This is a genomic window from Vibrio bathopelagicus, assembly GCF_014879975.1.
Lineage (GTDB): Bacteria > Pseudomonadota > Gammaproteobacteria > Enterobacterales > Vibrionaceae > Vibrio > Vibrio bathopelagicus.
Window position 1 is genome coordinate 751,356 of record NZ_CP062500.1, and the last position, 20,869, is coordinate 772,224.

At 44.9% G+C, this 20,869-nt stretch carries 16 protein-coding genes, 1 pseudogene and 1 riboswitch; of the genes and pseudogenes, 10 read left to right on the forward strand and 7 right to left on the reverse strand.

Features of this window, described 5'->3' with window-relative positions; genetic code table 11:
* Positions 1-97: 97 nt before the first annotated feature.
* The 7 genes and pseudogenes from IHV80_RS03360 to tadA all read left to right on the forward strand — a co-directional run bounded on the left by IHV80_RS03360 (position 98) and on the right by tadA (position 7,011).
* Positions 98-604 (forward strand): GspH/FimT family pseudopilin, encoded by a 507-nt coding sequence (locus tag IHV80_RS03360; protein ID WP_192890052.1) that lies wholly within the window; start codon positions 98-100, stop codon positions 602-604.
* Entirely contained in the window at positions 585-1,220 is a 636-nt protein-coding gene (locus tag IHV80_RS03365) for a PilW family protein (protein ID WP_192890053.1), read from the forward strand. Before IHV80_RS03360 ends, IHV80_RS03365 begins: the two co-directional genes overlap by 20 nt.
* A complete protein-coding gene (locus tag IHV80_RS03370; protein ID WP_192890054.1) occupies positions 1,217-2,557 on the forward strand; it encodes a hypothetical protein in 1,341 nt (446 codons plus the stop codon). Before IHV80_RS03365 ends, IHV80_RS03370 begins: the two co-directional genes overlap by 4 nt.
* The gene (locus IHV80_RS03375; RefSeq protein WP_192890055.1) at positions 2,547-2,996 is read left to right on the forward strand and encodes a prepilin-type N-terminal cleavage/methylation domain-containing protein; all 450 of its coding nucleotides are present in this window, start codon (positions 2,547-2,549) and stop codon (positions 2,994-2,996) included. Before IHV80_RS03370 ends, IHV80_RS03375 begins: the two co-directional genes overlap by 11 nt.
* Positions 2,997-3,293: 297 nt before the next feature.
* Positions 3,294-4,856, forward strand: a complete 1,563-nt coding sequence (locus tag IHV80_RS03380) for an AbgT family transporter (protein WP_192890056.1) — start codon at positions 3,294-3,296, stop codon at positions 4,854-4,856.
* A gap of 191 nt (positions 4,857-5,047) precedes the next feature.
* Positions 5,048-6,337, forward strand: coding sequence for a hemolysin family protein (locus IHV80_RS03385; protein ID WP_192890057.1), 1,290 nt, complete (start codon positions 5,048-5,050; stop codon positions 6,335-6,337).
* A 63-nt stretch (positions 6,338-6,400) separates the two neighbouring features.
* Positions 6,401-7,011, forward strand: a pseudogene (tadA, locus tag IHV80_RS03390) (tRNA adenosine(34) deaminase TadA).
* A gap of 66 nt (positions 7,012-7,077) precedes the next feature.
* Here tadA and IHV80_RS25305 read toward each other — a convergent pair.
* The gene (locus tag IHV80_RS25305; protein WP_264158403.1) at positions 7,078-7,212 is read right to left on the reverse strand and encodes a hypothetical protein; all 135 of its coding nucleotides are present in this window, start codon (positions 7,210-7,212) and stop codon (positions 7,078-7,080) included.
* Between the two features lie 285 nt (positions 7,213-7,497).
* The gene (gene mltF, locus IHV80_RS03395; protein ID WP_192890059.1) at positions 7,498-9,066 is read right to left on the reverse strand and encodes a membrane-bound lytic murein transglycosylase MltF; all 1,569 of its coding nucleotides are present in this window, start codon (positions 9,064-9,066) and stop codon (positions 7,498-7,500) included.
* Between the two features lie 329 nt (positions 9,067-9,395).
* Between mltF and purL the strand changes: the two genes are divergently transcribed.
* Both purL and IHV80_RS03405 read left to right on the forward strand, forming a co-directional pair.
* Complete coding sequence (purL, locus tag IHV80_RS03400; RefSeq protein ID WP_192890060.1) at positions 9,396-13,322, forward strand: phosphoribosylformylglycinamidine synthase; 3,927 nt, start codon at positions 9,396-9,398, stop codon at positions 13,320-13,322.
* Between the two features lie 251 nt (positions 13,323-13,573).
* Positions 13,574-14,107 (forward strand): DUF3332 domain-containing protein, encoded by a 534-nt coding sequence (locus IHV80_RS03405; RefSeq protein ID WP_192890061.1) that lies wholly within the window; start codon positions 13,574-13,576, stop codon positions 14,105-14,107.
* A 97-nt stretch (positions 14,108-14,204) separates the two neighbouring features.
* Here the strand turns inward: IHV80_RS03405 and dapD are convergent, their stop codons facing one another.
* Positions 14,205-15,236, reverse strand: coding sequence for a 2,3,4,5-tetrahydropyridine-2,6-dicarboxylate N-succinyltransferase (gene dapD, locus IHV80_RS03410; protein ID WP_192890062.1), 1,032 nt, complete (start codon positions 15,234-15,236; stop codon positions 14,205-14,207).
* Between the two features lie 504 nt (positions 15,237-15,740).
* Here dapD and ushA point away from each other — a divergent pair.
* Entirely contained in the window at positions 15,741-17,441 is a 1,701-nt protein-coding gene (gene ushA, locus IHV80_RS03415; RefSeq protein WP_192890063.1) for a bifunctional UDP-sugar hydrolase/5'-nucleotidase UshA, read from the forward strand.
* Between the two features lie 84 nt (positions 17,442-17,525).
* Here ushA and IHV80_RS03420 read toward each other — a convergent pair whose 3' ends face one another.
* The 4 genes from IHV80_RS03420 to IHV80_RS03435 form a co-directional block, all read right to left on the reverse strand.
* Positions 17,526-18,167, reverse strand: a complete 642-nt coding sequence (locus tag IHV80_RS03420) for a MarC family protein (RefSeq protein ID WP_192890064.1) — start codon at positions 18,165-18,167, stop codon at positions 17,526-17,528.
* Between the two features lie 229 nt (positions 18,168-18,396).
* The gene (locus IHV80_RS03425; RefSeq protein WP_192890065.1) at positions 18,397-19,386 is read right to left on the reverse strand and encodes a GGGtGRT protein; all 990 of its coding nucleotides are present in this window, start codon (positions 19,384-19,386) and stop codon (positions 18,397-18,399) included.
* Positions 19,387-19,410: 24 nt separating this feature from the next.
* Positions 19,411-20,103: an iron-sulfur cluster assembly scaffold protein gene (locus IHV80_RS03430; protein ID WP_192890066.1), complete on the reverse strand. Its 693-nt coding sequence runs from the start codon at positions 20,101-20,103 to the stop codon at positions 19,411-19,413.
* Between the two features lie 194 nt (positions 20,104-20,297).
* A riboswitch (Fluoride riboswitch) is annotated at positions 20,298-20,382 on the reverse strand.
* 155 nt (positions 20,383-20,537) lie between these two features.
* Positions 20,538-20,831 carry a YebG family protein gene (locus IHV80_RS03435; RefSeq protein ID WP_004735185.1) on the reverse strand — a complete coding sequence of 98 codons (294 nt, stop codon included), beginning with the start codon at positions 20,829-20,831 and terminating at the stop codon, positions 20,538-20,540.
* Positions 20,832-20,869: the final 38 nt, after the last annotated feature.

The following is a 20,869-nucleotide window of genomic DNA, read 5'->3' on the forward strand; positions in this document are numbered from 1 at the left end:
GTAGTTTCCTTTCATATCTCTGCCTATTTTTCTCCGGTGGTAGCATCGGCGCAAGATTAAATACGGTTACGAACGGTATTACATAGGAAATTGGGAAATGACTCGCGGGTTTACTTTATTAGAGCTGTTAATCACGGTATCGGTGTTATCGATACTGATAGCCACGGCTGCCCCGAGTTTTAGTTCAGTAACGCAAACTGTGAAGATGCAGAGATTGGCTAGCGAGTTAAATGGTTTTCTTATTCAGGCTAAGTCAGAGTCAGTAAAAAGGAATCAAGATCTTTGGGTTCATTTCTCGATGGAAAAGAATGAAGTGCAATCAACTGGAGATTGGACTATTTGGTTAAAACCGACCGAAGACTTGTCAGGCGAAACCTTACTGCAGTTGTCGGGCGAACCCTTTCGTGACCTTTCTTTTTCTCATAACTACACCGGAGACCGAATCACTTTTGAGAGCGTTCGTGGAAGACCCTCTCGAGGGACTCTTTATCTAGCGCCTAATACGGTTTCAACCGATCGACTTTTGATCAAATTATCCAGCCCTCCAGGGCGAGTTAAGGTGTGCGGCGAGTCAAGTGCGCAGTATGGCTATGATGTGTGTTAAACCAATAGTGGCAGCGCCTCACAAGCAACTAGGTACATCACTGATTGAATTGATGGTGGCCTCTGTGATTGGCGTGTTCGCTATTTCGATTATTGGCAGTGTGTTTATTACGGGGCAGAGAATCGCAAAAGATAAAGGCATCGAGCTATTACTGCTACAAAATTTAACCAGCACCATGCAGGTGATGAAAGAGGATATCCAACGAGCAGGCTACGATAGCTCAAACGGCTACTCAATCAAGTTATCTGGCGCGAGTAACACCATCCAAGTGAGTGGCGGTGTGGCGGTGGGTTTTGTTTATTTCAGAGATGATCTAGCGACGGAAAAATACCGAAATATTGTTTATATCAAAGATGGTGCAGAGCTCAATATATGTGATGCAGGCAAAGATCTAGTCGAAGAGCTCATGACCTTTAATGAGGTAACCGACCAACGATGTTACTCGCTTTTTGACGAAAACATTATTGATGTTGATGAGTTCAACATTACGTCTCAGGTATTAGAGCAGAATTCGATTAAGAGCACGCTCACTAATATCAGCATTACAGCGTCAATTCCAACCGCAGGTGTTTCCAAATCGGTTTCGGTTTCCATTAAACAAAGGAACTGGCAATGATGATGTTTAGAAAGCAGCGTGGTGTGGTGACTTTATTGATTACGTCGGTGCTTTTAATTGGTACTTTAGTGGTGACGTTAGGCACGTACCGTAGTGTATTCCATCAAATTAAAGTAGCTCAAAATGAAGTGCAAGGAAGGCAAAACCACTGGCGTTCGGAAGGTGGTTTAGAGTGTACTTATTCCTATCTACGTGAGCTAGATAAAACCGTTTTAGATATCAAAGATGCGAGTGCTCGGCCTGCTGACTTTTCCGATTGGTGTTCTCCATATGACAGTGAACCCCAAATTGAGGTTTCAGACAGTGCGAGTTCCATTGCTTATATTATTGCATCTACAACTGATACACAGCTGCTGTCTAAAACCATTCGTGAGAGCTCTCAGTTAGGAAGTGGGGCGATTCAATCAACAGGGCCGATTGAGTTCATCGGTACATTGAGCCTAAAGCCTACAGTAAAAGAAGAACCGATCAGCGGTAATGAATATGAATGCGTTAGTGTTACTTTTGCCGACCTTTTTACCTACCAATACGATTCAACACATGGTGATTCAGGACAAACGCTAGGCTTAGAAGTGCTCGACCCAAGTGCCGACGGTCCGTTCTCTGGTTTTGATGGCGTGTGTGATAGCGAATATAAAACGGAGATCCCCAAAGGCAATTCAGGAAGTCGCTATTCAATCTATGCGCCAGATTCCTCTCAAGGAATGAATCCGCCTCCATTCAAAAAAGACTTTAACCCTGACCCTGAGATGAATCCGTTTTATACCTTTTTTGGTATCGCGAAAACGGATCAAAATATTGTCGACTTATCACAAGACACAGACCTTTTTAAGCACGTACAGATATTGAATGCGGCAGAGTGCGGTTCTGAAATCATGGACCATTTCACTCTAGGGCAAACCAAGGGATTGTGGGTTGAGGGAAATTGCCATATCAATTCAGCGGTTGCTGCCGCTAACAATCAATCTCAACTTCTGGTGATTCAAGATGGTGTGCTCGCGTTAAATGGTGCCATGACTTACAACGGTGTGATTTATCATTTGGTCGATTATCAAAAGAGCCATGTTAAAACTCGTATAGATGACTTCTGGGGAGCGCTTGTTACTCCCAATGTATTTGCACCTTTTATCAAAGACATCGATGACACTAGCGTCCTGAAAAAAAGTGTCGGGATTCAATTTGCTTCTGGTTTGCCTTCAGGTGGCCTTATCTTTGATTCACCACTTGGTGTGACGACGATTGTGGGGGATATGGACTTAGATTTCCGTTCAGAGTCGAATCCGAGTGATCCGCTTTCGATTTATCAATGGAAGCGAGGCTCATGGAATGACTTCTAAACAACAAGGCTTTAGTTTGATAGAGGTGCTTATCTCTTTTCTGCTCATTGGTGTTGCCTCGTTAGGGTTGGTTAAGCTGCAGGTCTACGCGGAACAAAAATCGGACTTTGCTCTCCACAGTGTGGAGGCTCTGCATTTCGCTGAAAGGCAGATGGAGTATTATCGGACTCGTGTCTCGGATGTGAGTGGGGCGGTCGGGCTAATTCCTTTTTCGGAACTTAACCAGGCGAACCATTGTCTCAACACAGCAAGCTCAGACCCCTTATCTGGTTTGTCAGGCTCTGCGTATGTGATGACTTGTGAGGTGTCCAATGCCAATGGTGCTTTGTCTGGCGCCTTAAAAAACATTACGGTCACAATTGCATGGCAAGATCGTATGAACCGAGCGCAAAACATTTACCTAGAGACAATGCTCTCCAAATACAGTGAGTTTGACTGATCCCTAAGCAAACGTTTACTGCATGCCAAGGCTCCTGCTACTCCTTTTACTGATAATTTTCACTCCTCGGACATTGTTTGCGTATAGGTTAAGTGGCTGTATATGGAATGGTGTTTTTTGTGTTTTTATATTGTTGCTGTTGTATGGTATTTTTGCAAAATATGTCTCCATTTATGGAAAATAAGGTGGAACCTTGTGCTTTTTAATGGCGACTTTAATAGAATATGTGCTGCACCAATAGGCCATGGTCCAAACTTATATTAGGCCTAAACAAACAACATCACATATGGAGTTACCATGAGTAACCAAGCCGTAAAAAAAGCACCATCGACTGAGAAGATCAGTGGGATGGACCGCTTTCTAAACTTCATTGAACGCGCCGGCAACAAAATTCCAGACCCAGCAATTCTGTTCTTCTGGGCTCTAGTTATCGTATGGGTAGCATCTGCACTTTTGTCGAATCTTTCATTCGACCTAATCAACCCTCAAACGGGTGCTGCTCTAGAAGTTAACAACCTACTTACTGGTGAAGCGCTTGCTAGCTTCCTAGCGAATATGGTAACAACATTCACAGGCTTCGCACCGTTAGGCATCGTACTTGTTGCTATGCTAGGTGTTGGCGTTGCTGACTCTTCAGGCTTCATTACGACTGGCCTTAAGAAGATGCTTAACTTCACGCCAGCTAAGCTACTAACGCCAATGCTGATCTTGGTTGCTATCGTGTCTCACACAGCAGCGGATGCAGGTTACGTTCTAGTAATTCCTCTTGGCGGTATCATCTTCCACGCTGCGGGCCGTCACCCTCTAGCAGGTATTGCAGCAGCGTTTGCTGGTGTATCAGGTGGTTTCTCAGCGAACTTCATTCCTTCAGGTATTGATCCGCTACTAGCAGGTTTCACTCAAACAGCGGCAAACGTTCTTGACCCTGCATACGTGGTTAACCCTCTAGCGAACATCTTCTTTACTGGCCTATCTTCAGTTCTAATCGTTGCTATCGGTTGGTACGTAACAGAGAAGGTTATCGAGCCTCGTCTTGTTAACACTCCTGTTGATGAAGATGCAGAACAAGCACCTGATCTAGGTACCTTCACAGCGATTGAATCTAAAGCATTCAAATTTGCTGGTTGGGCAATGGTTGCAGGTATTGGTCTGCTTATCGCAGCTTTGGTTCCTGAAAACTCAGCACTTCGTTCGCCTGAAGGTGAACTAACGGCGTTCTCAGCACCAGTAATGAAGTCTATCGTTCCTTTGATCTTCATCCTGTTTATTATTCCGGGTATCGTCTACGGCCGTGTAGCGGGTACTTTCAAGAATAGTAATGATGTTATCAAAGCAATGTCTGAGACGATGGCAACGATGGGCGCATACATTGTAATGTCGTTCTTCTGTGCTCAGTTCCTATCTGCATTCGCTCAATCAAACATCGGTACTATGCTGGCACTTTACGGTGCTGAAGGCCTGAAAGCGATGGACCTTCCTGGTGAAGCAACGGTTGTTGGTATGATTCTACTAACGGCAGCAGTTAACCTTCTTGTAGGTTCAGCTTCAGCTAAGTGGGCACTGATTGGTCCTATCCTAGTTCCTATGCTAATGGTTGTGGGTATCTCTCCAGAGCTATCTCAAGCGGCTTACCGTGTAGGCGATTCTGTGTCTAATATCATCTCTCCACTGATGGTGTTCTTCCCACTGGTTGTTGTTTACTGTCAACGTTACGTTAAGTCGACAGGTATCGGTACTCTAGCTTCTCTAATGATGCCATTCTCGATTGCTATGCTAATCGGTTGGTCAATCTTCTTGCTAGCTTACTGGGCTCTTGGTATCCCACTAGGTATCCAAGCTCCTTACACTTACACAATGTAAGATAAGTAATAAAAGCAAAAGTCAGTAAGATAAAATCATCAAAGCTCGCACCGAAATGTGCGGGCTTTTTTTTGCTATCTTTTTCTACTTTTTTTTTATCCAAAACTTTTTATATTCAAAATAAAGGCACTCAGCTTATACTCCGGATTACGGCTAATTGTTGGCCGGTAAAATTAGGAAATCCAATCCACATGAAAATTCTGCTTTTAGTAGGGTTAATTGTTTTAAATGGTCTGTTTGCCATGTCAGAGATTGCACTGGTAGCAGCAAAGAATAGTCGGCTGAAACGCTTAGCCGAAAAACATCGCTCCGCTCAGGTTGCACTTGAGCTCAAAGAAAATCCAACCCGCTTCCTTTCAACCATTCAAATCGGTATTACGGTAATCGGCCTACTCAGCGGTATTGTGGGCGAGGCGACGCTATCTGCGCCACTGGCCATTCAACTTGAGCTTTGGGGATTCGACCCAACACAAGCGAATATCTTGTCTACTGCGGTAGTCGTTGTCGGTATTACTTACTTCGCGATTGTTGTGGGAGAGTTGGTGCCAAAACGCTTTGCTCAATCCCAAGCTGAAAACATCGCCGTGTTAGTCGCGCTGCCTATCTTCTGGTTATCTAAAATCGCGACGCCGTTTGTGTTTGCGTTGTCTGCTTCAACCGAAGGTATTCTCAAGTTAATGGGACGTGGTGGCGAAGAAGACAGTGTGACTGAAGATGATATTCATGCTCTCGTGAAAGAGGGCTCTGAATCTGGTGTGATAGAGCGTGGTGAGCAAGAGATGATTCGCAATATCTTGCAGCTTGATGATCGCCTTGTGAGCTCGTTGATGACGCCACGTCGAGACGTCGATTTTCTGGATATTGACCAACCCGTTGAGCACATATTCAAAAAATTACGATCGTCAAAGCACAGTGTGTTTCCATTGTGCCAAGATCACCTCAATAAAGTGGTTGGTACGGTGTCGGCCAAAGCCTTGCTGAATCAGGCGGGCAATTTAAGTATTCAAGTGATCATGGGGCTGTCTAAGTCTCCGATATATGTTCCTGAGTCTATGAAGGCGCTGCGTTTACTTAGCTACTTTAAAGAATCGGGTACAGAAATGGCATTCATTGTCGATGAATATGGCGATGTGCAAGGGCTGGTGACTCATTACGATATTCTTGAAGCGATTGCAGGTGAGCTATCTAATAACCCGAATGACCTATGGACAGAGCAAATTGAAGACGGGTTGCTGGTGGATGGTTTAATCCCTATCAGTGAGCTCAAGAACCGCTTAGAGCTGTCAGAGTTAGAAGGGGAAAGCGAAGGCTTCCAAACATTGAATGGCCTTGTCACTTGGCTAATTGGGCGTTTACCCGATACAGGGGAAGTCGTTCAATGTCAGCAATGGCAGTTTGAAATCACCTCGGTCGAGAACAACCGTATCGTGAGTGTTAAAGCGACAAAAATAGTCAATGAGCTAGGCGATGCTGTTAGTTAGATAAGCCGCTAGATATTTAACAAACAAGATCACGGTTATTGTTCATTATCACTAAGATTAGGTATGCTTCTCCGCATACCTTTTTTTGTTCTATCCTTTGTTTTCTGGAGTTCCCTTTGTCAGACCATCAATTCAGCCCTCAAGATGAAATCTTCATGCGACGCGCCATCGAGGTTGCTAAGCAAGCAGAGAAAGAGGGAGAGGTTCCCGTTGGTGCTGTGTTGGTAAAAGAGGGTGAGATTATTTCTGAAGGTTGGAACCGTTCGATTGGTAGCCACGATGCTACGGCACACGCAGAAATCGAAACCTTGCGTAAAGCTGGCCAAGCTTTGGAAAATTATCGCTTACTCGATACCACCTTATACGTCACGCTTGAACCGTGCCCTATGTGCGCAGGAGCCCTGTTACACAGCCGTGTAAAGCGCATTGTCTTTGGTGCCCCAGATCTAAAAGCAGGTGCGGCAGGGACGGTACTTAACTTGTTTGAAAGTCAGGCTTCTTATCATTACGCGGATGTTGAACATGGCTTATTAGAGCAAGAGTGTCGTGAACAATTGCAGGCGTTTTTCAAGCGTCGTCGAAAAGAGATCAAAGAGAAAAGAAAACAAGAGCGTTTACAAGAAGAGTTACGCTTAGCTGAAGAGCAGCAAGAAAACCGCACTCGGTCTAGATAGAGCGGTTATTTTTCCATAAGGTCGTATGTAGTAAGCACTCTTTTGTCCAAGAGTGCTATCGCAAGCTTATTCAACAATCATCTGCATGAAAGCTCGATTACGCCAAATGATCTTTTTCTTATTATTTGAAAGCATACGCTTGCGACGGTTAGCTGCAACGGTCTTATCTAGGCGTTTTGATTTCAATTTCTTGTTCATCATCTTCATTGAATTCCTATTGTCGTCTGGCTTTGTAATTATGACTTCAGTTTTAATTATAGTGGTTATTTGATTTATGAGCTCTGTCGCGAACTTTCCTGAACAGTCATCGCAATGACCAGAGTCTGAATACAACAGGTCATAATGTTGTTTATGGTGTGTCGTTATAAAGTTCGATTGTTACTGCAATATGACATTTCAAACTTAACGGTCACTTTGTGTATCAATGTTAACCAGCAGCAGCTAGCTAAAAAAAGAGCAATGCTAAGTGGCATTGCTCTTTTTTGTTTATTTGGACGGCTCAGAGTCGTTCATTGTGGATTCTGCCGCACTGATTGTTGATTCAGCGCCTGAAACCTCTAAAGGTGGGATAACAACCAAACCTTCAAGATTGGCTTCTTCCTCTTTGTTACGCTTATTAACGTGGCCAATAATGCTTTGGTAATAACGGCGAATATTCTCAACGTAATTTCTTGCTTCATCACCACGCGCATAGCCGTATCGAGTTTGGCTGTAGTACTTCTTCTGTCTCAACAGAGGAAGTCGATCTTTTACATCACCCCAAGCGTCAGGGTTGCCGCCTTGTGCTTTGGTTAAGCGGCGAGCATCCATCATGTGACCGTAACCTACGTTATATGACGCGAGGGCAAACCAGATCTTTTCATGTTGAGTAATAGAGTCTGGAACTCGGTTAACGATACGGCGCAGGTACTCGACACCGCCTTGTACTGACTGTTTAGGGTCAAGGCGATTGGTAACACCTACGCTCTTCGCGGTTGGCAGCGTCAACATCATCATGCCTCGAACACCAGTAGGAGAACGCGCGACTGGGTTCCAGTGTGACTCTTGGTATGCCAAAGCAGCAATCAAGCGCCAATCAAATTCTTGCGAGTATTGCTGAAACAGTGGTGACCATTTAGGTAGCTTGCTATCCAATGCGCGGATAAAGGCACGAGTATCAACGTAGTCAAAGGTACCAATGTGGCCGATGTATTTCTCTTCCAGTGAAGCCAGTTCACCAGACTGTTTAAGGTTACCGAAGAACTCAATCAGCAGCGCATACAGGCTTTCATCTTCTGAACGCTCTAAGTACCAAGAGATAGGTTGGTCTTCGGTGAGTTCGAAAGCAAGAGCTACATCAGGGTATAAACGTTGCGCCAATGAGAGCTCAATGGAGTCTGCAACGGTAAATAGTCGCTCTCCGGTTGATACTTCTTTTAGCAGGTCATTGATGTCCGCATTACCGACCGCATCGTAGATAAAGTCATCGTGTATGTTCTGAAGCTGTTTTAGTGTTGGTTCAAAGTGTGAGTCTTTCACCACAACTAAAGATGGCGTCAGTGTTTCATTTGGTGCCGTTTCTTCTGATTCAGATTGTTCTTTTACAAACTCGGCCTGACGCTCGTTCTCAAACTTGATCAGTTGATCGAGGTTTCTTGGTCGCCATTGACCTTTCTTGTACACGACTTGTTGGCTTACATAGTAATAAGCAGGTGCAGCGCGATACGCACGTGTCAGGTTACTGTTTTGTGTTAATCCGGTCGCGATAAGATCGATTTCGCCTTTCTTCAAAGCTGGGAATAGGCCGGATAAGCGGTATGCTGGTTTAACCTCAAGCTTTACACCGAGCTCTTCAGCAAACTCACGAGCCAGTTCGTAATCTAAGCCTGCAGGGCCATCGGGACCAATGTAATAAGAGAGTTGGTTATTCAGTGTGCCGACACGCAGAACGCCGCGATCTCGTATCTGTTCAAGAACACTTTTAGGTTCAGACTCAATCTGACATCCAGTTATCCCGAACAGAGCGATAGCGAGCAAAAGGAATTTAGACGAAAAGATCAGCGTAATTTTATGCATCAAAATGAAATCTCGAAAAGTGGAAGCCCCTTTATACCAAACACCGCAAGGCTGGCAAAGCAGGTTTATTTAAACAGTTGTAAAAGTGCTGATAAATGCAGCAAAACTGTTATTTATATCGTTAGATGAAAAAAATAACGCAAACGGTTGCTTTTGGTGTTACGTCACAAAAAGAAATGCTTTATAATGCGCTCGCATTGAAGAGGTGGAATCGGCATAGGTTTGTTAACCTTCGGGAATAGCTTCGAAGAAAACAGTTAGGTTGTTCCTATAACCCACTGAATTTATTCCAATATCACCTTAATCAACTGCATAAGAGACCTAAGCACATGAGAATTTTGCGTGGCTCCCCAGCTCTATCTGAGTTTCGTGTTAACAAGCTTTTAGAGCTTTGTCGTGAATTAAGCTTACCTGTAACAGGTATTTACGCTGAGTTTGCCCACTTTGCTGATTTAACGGCAGACCTAGATGCGTCTGAAGTTGAGAAGCTAGAAAAGCTACTGACTTACGGTCCAACGATTGAAGAGCATGAACCAGAAGGTTTATTGCTGCTTGCAACGCCACGTCCAGGCACTATCTCGCCTTGGTCTTCAAAATCTACTGATATCGCACATAACTGTGGACTGGCTAAAGTGTCACGTCTAGAGCGCGGTACAGCTTTCTATATTGAAACTTCTTCTGAACTTTCTGAGCTTCAACTTGTTGAGGTGAAAGCAATCCTGCACGACCGAATGATGGAAGTGGTTTTCACTGACTTCGAATCAGCGGTGGCACTATTCACGGTTGCTGAGCCTGCTCCTTATGCGGAAGTCGACCTATTAACTGGTGGACGTAAAGCGCTTGAAAAAGCAAACGTTACCTTAGGTCTTGCACTTGCAGAAGATGAGATCGATTACCTTCTTGAAAGCTTCACTGAGAAGCTAGGTCGTAACCCGACTGACATCGAGCTAATGATGTTCGCACAAGCGAACTCAGAGCACTGTCGTCACAAGATCTTTAACGCTGATTGGACTATCGATGGCGTTAAGCAAGAAAAATCATTGTTCAAGATGATTAAGAACACTTTTGAAACGACACCAGAACACGTTCTGTCTGCTTATAAAGATAACGCAGCAGTAATGACAGGTTCTGAAGTCGGTCGTTTCTTCCCAGATCCAGAAACTCGCCAGTACAACTATCACCAAGAGAAAACACACATCTTGATGAAAGTTGAAACGCACAACCATCCAACGGCAATCTCTCCATGGCCGGGCGCATCAACAGGTTCAGGCGGTGAAATCCGTGATGAAGGCGCAACAGGTATCGGTGGTAAGCCAAAAGCTGGTCTTGTAGCGTTCTCTGTATCTAACCTTAAGATCCCGAACTTCGTTCAACCTTGGGAAACTGACTTTGGTAAGCCAAGCCGTATCGTTACTGCATTGGATATCATGCTTGAAGGTCCTCTTGGTGGCGCGGCATTCAACAACGAATTTGGTCGTCCAAACCTACTAGGTTACTTCCGCACTTACGAAGAGAAAGTAAATTCTCACGCAGGTGAAGAAGTACGTGGTTACCACAAGCCAATCATGCTGGCTGGTGGTCTAGGTAACATTCGTGATGATCATGTTCAGAAGAAAGAGATCCCAGTAGGTGCAAGCCTAATCGTTCTAGGTGGTCCTGCGATGAACATCGGCCTTGGTGGCGGTGCAGCATCTTCAATGGATTCTGGTTCTTCTTCAGAAGATCTAGATTTCGCTTCTGTACAACGTGAAAACCCAGAAATGGAGCGTCGTTGTCAGGAAGTGATCGACCGTTGTTGGCAGCTAGGTGATGCGAACCCAATCGCATTCATCCACGATGTGGGCGCGGGCGGTATCTCGAATGCACTTCCTGAGCTAGTAGACGATGGTGAACGTGGTGGTATCTTCAACCTACGTGACGTGCCAAACGATGAGCCGGGCATGAGCCCACTTGAGATCTGGTGTAACGAATCTCAAGAGCGCTACGTAATGGCGGTTGCTGATAAAGACATGGCAACATTCGACGCGATTTGTAAACGTGAACGCGCACCTTACGCAGTGGTTGGTAAAGCAACAGAAGAACGTGATCTTAAATTAGAAGATTCTCACTTCGACAACACGCCAATCGACATGCCAATGGACATCCTATTAGGTAAAACACCTAAGATGCACCGTGACGCTAAGACGCTAAAAGCAAACAATCCTGCGATTGACCGTTCTGGTATCGAACTAAACGAAGCGGTTGACCGTATTCTTCGCCTACCAACAGTGGCAGAGAAAACATTCCTTATTACTATCGGTGACCGCTCGGTAACAGGCCTTGTAGCTCGTGACCAAATGGTTGGCCCATGGCAGGTTCCTGTAGCTAACTGCGCAGTAACAGCAGCAAGTTACGACTCTTACCACGGTGAGGCGATGTCTCTTGGTGAGCGCACGCCAGTAGCACTACTAGACTTTGGCGCGTCAGCTCGTCTAGCGGTTGGTGAAGCAATCACTAACATCGCAGCGACGAACATCGGCGATATCAAACACATTAAATTGTCGGCTAACTGGATGTCTCCAGCAGGTCACCCTGGTGAAGATGCAGGTCTTTACGAAGCGGTTAAAGCAGTCGGTGAAGAACTATGTCCGGCACTGGGTCTTACTATCCCGGTAGGTAAAGACTCAATGTCGATGAAGACCAAGTGGGAAGAGAACGGCGAACAGAAAGAAGTCACTTCTCCGCTATCTCTTGTTATCACTGCGTTTGCACGTGTTGAAGACGTTCGTAAGACGATTACGCCGCAGCTTCGTACTGACAAAGGTAATACTTCACTAGTTCTTATCGACCTAGGTAACGGTAAAAACCGTCTAGGTGCAACGGCACTAGCGCAAGTTTACAAGCAGCTTGGTGATAAGCCAGCAGACGTAGACAACGCAGCACAGCTAAAAGGTTTCTACGAAGGCGTTCAAGCTCTTGTTGCTAACGACCAAGTTGTGGCTTACCACGATAAAGGCGACGGTGGTTTATTCGTAACACTGGCTGAAATGGCGTTCGCAGGTCACTGTGGTGTTAATGCTGATATTGCAGCGCTTTTATCTGCATCAGAGAACAGCGAAGATACGCTAGCAGCACTCTTCAACGAAGAGCTAGGTGCGGTAATCCAAATTCGTAACGACGACCTAGATGCAGTACTTTCTACTCTTGCAGCCAATGGCCTAGAAGCGTGTTCACACGTAATCGGCAGCGTTGTTGGTGAAGGGGAAGCATCAGATGAAGTCGTGATTAAGTCAGGTGCAGATGTTGTAATTCAACGTAACCGTACTGAACTGCGTACTATCTGGGCTGAAACCACGCACAAGATGCAAGGCTTACGTGATAACCCAATCTGTGCAGATCAAGAACACGAAGCGAAGAAAGACAACTCAGACCCAGGTCTGAACGTGAAACTAAGCTTTGACGTAAACGAAGACATTGCTGCTCCTTACATCAACACGGGCGCTAAGCCTAAGATGGCAATTCTACGTGAGCAGGGTGTTAACTCTCACGTTGAAATGGCAGCAGCATTCGACCGTGCAGGCTTCGAAGCGACTGATATTCACATGAGCGACATCCTAACGGGTCAAGCGGTACTAGAAGAGTACAACGGCCTTGTGGCTTGTGGTGGTTTCTCTTACGGTGATGTACTGGGCGCTGGTGAAGGTTGGGCTAAATCAGTTCTGTTTAACGATTCTACTCGTGACCAATTTGAAAACTTCTTCAAGCGTGAGGATACTTTCTCTCTAGGTGTATGTAACGGTTGTCAGATGTTGTCTAACCTGCGTGAGCTCATTCCGGGTGCAGAGTACTGGCCACGTTTCGTTCGTAACGAATCAGAGCGTTTTGAAGCTCGTTTCAGCCTAGTTGAAGTTCAGAAGTCTGATTCTGTGTTCTTCAACGGTATGGAAGGTTCTCGTATGCCAATCGCAGTTTCTCACGGTGAAGGCCGCGTAGAAGTGCGTGACAACGACCACCTAAACGCGATTGAAAACTCAGGTACGGTTGCTCTACGTTACGTTGATAACAACGGTAACCAAACGCAGCAATACCCGAACAACCCGAATGGTTCTCCAAACGCTATCACTGGCCTAACAACGACCGATGGCCGTGTGACTATCATGATGCCTCACCCAGAGCGTGTATTCCGCACGGTTGCAAACTCATGGTCTCCAGAAGGTTGGGGCGAGAATGGTGCTTGGATGCGTATGTTCCAAAACGCACGTAAGAACGTGGGTTAATCTGGTTCTTTAAACAGGCATTTTTAGCAAAATGATAAAAGCGCAGATCGAAAGGTTTGCGCTTTTTTATTTCCAAAAATGTATGAATTAGAGCGAAAAATTGAGGTTTGCAGTTTGCTGTTCTAAAAATCTCCACTACGCTAAATGTTATGGAATCAATTTGTTAGGCCGCTATTTCTTGTATTCATACAGGGAAAATTTAATTTGGCCGTTCAAAAACTGAATCAATCATCGTGGCATAAGAGGGAACTATGAAAACAACAATCACAAAAGCAGTTGCAGTGGCAGCGATTGTCATGTCGTTAGCAGGGTGTGTCGGTAGTAACGCTGTTACTGGTAAATTAATGAAGTTCAACGTTGAGGTTGTAGACAACCGTTACGCTCGTGCAGGGGTCAACTTCTTGCTTGCTCCGGTATACGCGCTAACAATGGCTGCCGATTACATTGTATTTAACTCAATCGAATTCTGGGCGGGTAAAAACCCACTCACTGGCGCACCTCACATTTTTGATAGCAAAGTCGATACCATGATTGATGTGAACGACAGCCTCGATGACTCACTGAAAGATGCGCCACTTGGCTTCAATAATCGTCAGATTGAATGGGGTGAAATGCAGCAGATCGATGAGAACACGATTCGTATGGATATCACATACAATGATGGTCAAAAAGCGGTACTGATGGGTGTTCGTGATGGTGATAAAGTCAGTTACTACATGGATGGAACATTAGTTTCAGAGACATCTATTCAAGCTCTTGAACAGCTAGCAGCAGAAAAAGCATAACCCCCTCAGATTTACCTTTATAAAAGAAAAGCCGTTGGATTTAACCCCAACGGCTTCGTATTTTCTAACATCTAACATCTAACATCTAGCGTGTAGATTAGTTGTTGCTGTGTAGTTCGCTGTTCAGTTCAACAGCTGATTTGTTAGCAAGGCATTCAATTTGACCTGTCACTGAGTTGCGACGGAATAGAAGATCAGATACGCCAGCTAGGTCGCGAGCTTTAATGATTTCTACTTCGTTGCCTTCTTTATCTAGCATGCGAACTTTAGTACCCGCAGTCACGTAAAGACCAGACTCAACTGTACAACGATCGCCCATTGGGAAGCCAAGACCTGCATTTGCGCCTAGTAGGCAGTTCTCGCCAATAGAAATGACCATAGTACCGCCACCAGACAGAGTACCCATGATAGAAGCGCCGCCGCCGATATCAGAACCGTTACCTACAACAACACCTGCAGAGATACGACCTTCAACCATGCTCACGCCAGTCGTACCTGCATTGAAGTTTATGAAGCCTTCGTGCATTACTGTTGTGCCTTCGCCCACATGTGCGCCAAGACGAACGCGAGATGTGTCAGCAATACGAATACCTGTTGGTACCACGTAATCCACCATTTTAGGGAACTTGTCTACGCAATCTACAGATAGAGCACGACCAGCAAGGCGAGCTTCGATTTGACGCTCAGCCAGCTCAGGAAGATCGATAGGGCCTTCGTTTGTCCATGCGATGTTGTGCAGTAGACCGAAGATACCGTCCAGTACAGTACCGTGCGGTTGTACTAGGCGGTTAGAGATAAGTTGTAGCTTTAGGAAGCCTTCAGCAACTGATGCTGGCTTCTCGTCAGCCGCAAGAACAACAAGAACAAGTGGCTGTTCAGACGCTGCTGCTTTTTCTGCGAAAGATGCGTTAGCTGCATCGTCATTTGCTGCGAATGCTTTCGCCAGTTCTGCGCTTTGTGCTGCAGAGATTTCGATAGCTTGGTTGCCTTCAGTGTAACCTGATACTTCAGCCAAAGCCGCTACAAGAGCGTCGCTTGGGTTTAGAAGTGGGTTAGGGAAGAACGCTTCAATGATTTTATTGTCGCGATTTTTGGTTGCCGTACCGAAGGCTAGTGAAAAGTAAGCCATGTTGAATCTCCATGTGTTGAGTCTTGATTTTGCTATTCAATAACAACGGCTCGAATAACAAGCGCTGCCGTTAGCAAAGTTAATTTAATTGCGTTCATCATAAAGAGAGCGCCCTCGTTATGAAAGGGCGTATCAGGATAAAGTCTGTAAAATGATATTGCTTGTCTTTTTAGCGATAGTTTTCATTATCCGGATATTACTCTTAGCGCTTAATGTTTCGCTGATTGGTTGAGTTGCGCCGCGTAACCTCATTTTCATCTTCGATGCTCATCTACGACTAACACTCTTGTTCTCCGTATCAATAGAGTCAGTCACATTTCCTTTATAAATCTATGTTTATTATCACAATTAATCGAGTTCTGTTGATTTATCGTTTGTGCTTACAGTCCGAGTAAATACTCAAGTTTTCAGCTGTGTAATTAAGATAATGATCACTAAAACCCTTCAATATATAAGTATATTTCCAGCCATAACGACATTAAAACGATTAATAAAGGATCTTCTATGAATTTTACTAAGTCTTTACTGGTGCTCTCTATCGGTGTAGCGATGGTTGGCTGTGGCTCGGACAATGACGACATCACAGTGACATGCGACACTGCGGCTTCTTGTACCAAGTTTACTGTGTTACATACCAACGATAATCACGGTCGTTTTTGGGAGAACAGTAAGGGTGAGTACGGAATGGCGGCTCGCAAGACTTTGATCGATAGCATTCGTGCAGAAGTAACCCAAAACGGTGGTGAAACCATTCTATTGTCTGGTGGTGATATTAACACTGGTGTGCCTGAGTCTGACATGCAGGATGCGGTTCCCGATTTTGTTGGTATGAACCTTCTTGGTTACGACGCGATGGCATTAGGCAACCATGAATTCGACAACACCTTGGATGTGCTTGAGATGCAATCTGAACTAGCTGACTTCCCGATGCTAGCGGCGAATATTTATATCAAAGATGGAGACACAGTTACTGATGAACGCCTTTTCTCTCCATATAAAGTATTCACCATCAATGGCTTAAAAGTTGCTGTTATTGGCCTGACAACCAAAGATACGGCGAAATTAGTTAACCCTGACAACGTCGCGACGATTCACTTTGCCGACCCACAAGTCGAAATCAAAAAAGCCATAAAAGAGATCGAGGCGAATGAAACGGTTGATCTGATTTTTGCTACCACGCATATGGGGCATTACGCTAATGGTCAACACGGCAGTGAAGCGCCTGGTGATGTGCTGCTTGCTCGCTCTTTGGAAGAAGGGCAGCTAGATGCAATTATTGGCGGGCACTCTCAAAACCCTGTCTGTATGGAAGGCAATGAATACGCTGATTTCAATCCGGGAGATGATTGTAAGCCTGATCAGCAAAACGGTACCTATATCATGCAAGCTCATGAATGGGGCAAGTATGTAGGTAGAGCTGATTTTGAGTTTTATGACGGAAAGCTGCATTTAGCGAAGTACGATCTGATTCCTGTTAACTTAAAAGAGAAAGATGAAAATGGTGATTACCAATTTATCCAATCTGAAATTGAACCTAATTCAACAGTAATTGCTACTCTTTCCGCCTATCAGCAACAAGGTCAAGAGTTGTTGGATGTCATCATATCGAAAACCGATGCGAAGCTTGAAGGTGACCGTGATGTTGTACGCGCAGAGCAAACTAACCTTGGTCATTTATTAGGTCACGCTTATCGTACTTACGATTTAGTGGACGCTGACTTCGGTGTGATGAATTCCGGTGGTGTTCGTGACTCAATTGCGGCGGGTGACATTGCTTATCGTGATGTACTGACGGTTCAACCTTTCGGGAATTTCGTAACCAAAGCAACAATGACAGGCGCAGAAGTAAAAGCGTATTTAGACGTTGTTGCGACTAAAACTGCAGGGTCTGGCGCTTACGCCCAACTGGATAATATTAGCTTAACGGTTGATTGTGATTTGAGTGATGTGGCTATTCGAGACATCAATGGCAAAGGCTTTGATTTAGCAGATACTTACACTTTCTCCGTGATCAGTTTCAGTGCGGCTGGTGGTGATGACTACCCAGTGATAGATGTTGAGTCGACGCAGTTGACGGATGCCGCTGTGCTGCGCGAGTTCTTTGTTAAGAACCCAGATGTTACTGCTGCGAATTATGCACCAGTGGATGGTAAGCTAATCTACATGAGCAACGGTATGGAAGTAAAAGGCTGCCCTGCGAACTAATTTATAACTCATAAACAAAAACGACAAAGAAAATAGCCAGCGAATCGCTGGCTATTTTTATATAAAACTAAGTGAAGTTAGAGGCTAGATAAATAGCGCCTTATAAGCCTGCTCAATTCCTTCAATCAACATCTGCATACCGATTACCGCGAGTATCAAACCCATCATTCGGGTAATCACGTTCAGTGCACTTGGTCCGACTGCTTTAACGAAGCGCTCGCCGAATACAAATAAAACATAGGTTAGGGTGCAGAGGAGGCCAAATGCCACAATGGTAATGATGGTCTCGTAAATCCCCTCTGTGCTGGCAAAGTTCATCGCAGTGGCAATGGTGCCGGGGCCAGCTAGTATTGGCATGGCTAAAGGTGATACGGCGATACTTAGAGCAGCGTCTCGCTGGGCGTCTGAGTTCACTTTTTCTTTTGCTTTTGAGTGTGTTGAATCACCTTGCAGCATGTGGAAGCCAATCAAAAAGACCAGAATGCCGCCTGTGATGCGCAGTGCGTACAGCGTGATACCAAAGAGGTCAAAGATCAGCTTGCCAGAGATCGCAAAAGTGCTGACGATAACGAATGCGATAAACACTGAACGGAAGGCGATGGATTTGACCGTTTCCCTATCGTTATCACCGGTTAATCCAAGAAAAATTGGCGTATTAGCGATAGGATTCATAATGGCAAAAAAGCCCATGAACACGGTAATGGTATGAATGATGAGCTCTTTCATATTATTCCTTTGAAAAGATGCAGTTAAATACTAATGGTTTGTGTATTTAATCTCAGATACAAATAATTATTAGAAATAGATAGTAGAGCAAGTGTGAATAAAAAACAGCCAGCATAAGGCTGGCTGTTTGGTTTTAGTGATAGGCGTAGAGTTTTGGTCGTTCGTTATTGCTTGTTTCTCAGTTTACGGACTCCACTCTATGGATAGATTGTGGTGCTCAACGTTGTCGTTATACGTTTTGAGATTCGCTCACTGCTACAGCCAATGCAACCGTCGCACCGACCATTGGGTTGTTACCCATACCGATGAAGCCCATCATTGCCACGTGAGCAGGGACAGAAGAGCTGCCTGCGAACTGAGCGTCAGCGTGCATTCTACCCATGGTATCAGTCATGCCGTAAGACGCTGGGCCTGCTGCCACGTTATCTGGGTGCAATGTTCGACCTGTACCGCCACCTGAAGCGACTGAGAAGTAAGGTAAACCTTGGCGAGTACGTTCTGCTTTGTAGATACCAGCAACAGGGTGTTGGAAGCGTGTTGGGTTGGTTGAGTTACCCGTGATACTCACATCCACTTCTTCTCTGTGCATAATCGCTACGCCTTCACGTACATCATCAGCGCCATAACACAAGATCTCTCCGCGAGGACCTTGTGAGAAGCGGCGACGTTCTGTTTCAACAAGCTCACCCGTTTGGTAATCGTATTGAGTACGCACGTAAGTGAAGCCGTTGATGCGAGAGATAAGATACGCCGCATCTTTACCTAGGCCATTTAAGATCACTTTCAATGAGTTTTGACGTGATTTGTTGACGTTTAGTGCAATTTTAATCGCACCTTCTGCAGCGGCAAAAGACTCGTGACCGGCAAGGAAGGCAAAGCAGTGGCTCTCTTCATTTAGAAGACGAGCGGCTAGTGCACCGTGGCCAATACCGACTTGGCGTTGTTCAGCAACACTGCCGGGTTTGGTAAATGCTTGAAGGCCTTCACCAATGATATTGGCCGCTTGTTCTGCACTGGTGGCTTTACGAAATAGTGCCAGTGCTGAGCCAAGGATATAAGCATCGGCAGCACTTTCAAAAGCGATAGGTTGAGTGTCCATCACCAAGGCTTTTGGATCAACGTTGTGGGCTTTACAGTATTGGTTCGCTTGCTCTAAAGAGTCGAAGTTCATTTCTGCCAATACGCGAGTTACTGATTCATTAAATTGAGTGTTCATCATATCTTTCCTCTAATTTGGCAAAAATTACTGTTGGCGTGGGTTAATGGTGGTAACGGCTTCATCGAAGCGACCATAAGTCCCCATCGCAAGGTCAGCAGCTTCATTGGCTGGCACGCCTTGATTGAGCGCCTTCATCATTTTGCCGAGGTTGAGATACTCGTAGCCAATCACTTCGCTGTGGTCATCAAGTGCAAGCTTGGTCACGTAACCTTCTGCAAGCTCTAGGTAACGTACGCCTTTTGCAGCGGTTGAGTAACTGGTACCCACTTGGCTGCGCTGTGTTTGACCGAGGTCTTCTAATGCAGCGCCAATTTCTAGACCGCCTTCAGAGAATGCAGACTGAGTTCGACCGTAAACAAATTGCAGAAAAATTTCGCGCATGGCTACGTTAATCGCGTCACACACCAAGTCAGTATTCAGAGCTTCAAGAATGGTTCTTCCAGTGAGGATTTCGGCTGCCATTGCAGCTGATTGAGTCATGCCTGAACAACCAATCGTTTCGATTAACGCTTCTTCGATGATGCCGTTTTTTACGTTTAGCGTCAGTTTGGCTGCACCTTGTTGTGGTGCACAAGTGCCTACGCCATGGCTTAAGCCAGAAATAGCGATGACATCTTTTGGGCTAACCATAGCGCCTTCAACTGGAATTGGAGCTGAAGTGTGAAGATCACCCCTTTGAATTGGGCACATTGATTGAATTTCTGAAGAGTAGTGCATAATGTTTTCTCACTTGTAGAGTCATTTAAGACCTAGGGCGTTGAGAAAACAGGACGTGTTGGAAGAGGTGCGGCTAATTCACTACAGATCTTGAGTATCGATAATCCAAAGGTGTCATGAAGCTTGGTCTTAATAGACTAAGTCCATTTCAAAATGGAGGAATAGCGATACATCCAACAGTATTACCTGTTTTCGATTCTGTAGGAGTCATTAGCACTGTTCGAAAAGAACGGGCGGTTGAAGCAAAAGCTTAGGTGGAACCCCATCACCTGATGGCTATAGATTAGATCTTTATCACACTTTTGTGCAAGCGAATGTTTAGAGCGATTTCGACTATAAACAAGCTTCATTATATTTCAATAAGTATAAAAAAACGCCAATAACGGACTCTAATTAGAGGCGTCATTGACGTTTTCTAGAAAAATATCAGCTAGTTATGCAGCATCTTCTTCTGCGTCTTCAACAGCTTCAAGTTTCTTTTCTTTTTTCGGAGCTGGTTTGCGCTTAGCACCTAATGCATAAAGAACTTCTTCTTTATTCTTCGCTAGGTACATTGCAAGTTCTTCTTGCTTGCCTTCATCTTCAACTAAATCGCTTTTGCTTAACAGTTCAAAAAGCTCATCAGCCATATCCAGCATTTTGTCGTATGCGTCAGCTTCGGCTTTAGAGGTAAAAGTCATTTTCTCTTCTCCGTTGCGTTCGACCACGTACTTGACGATAACAGCCATGGTTAATCCTCTAAGTTTGATAAATTTTACTGGCTTTT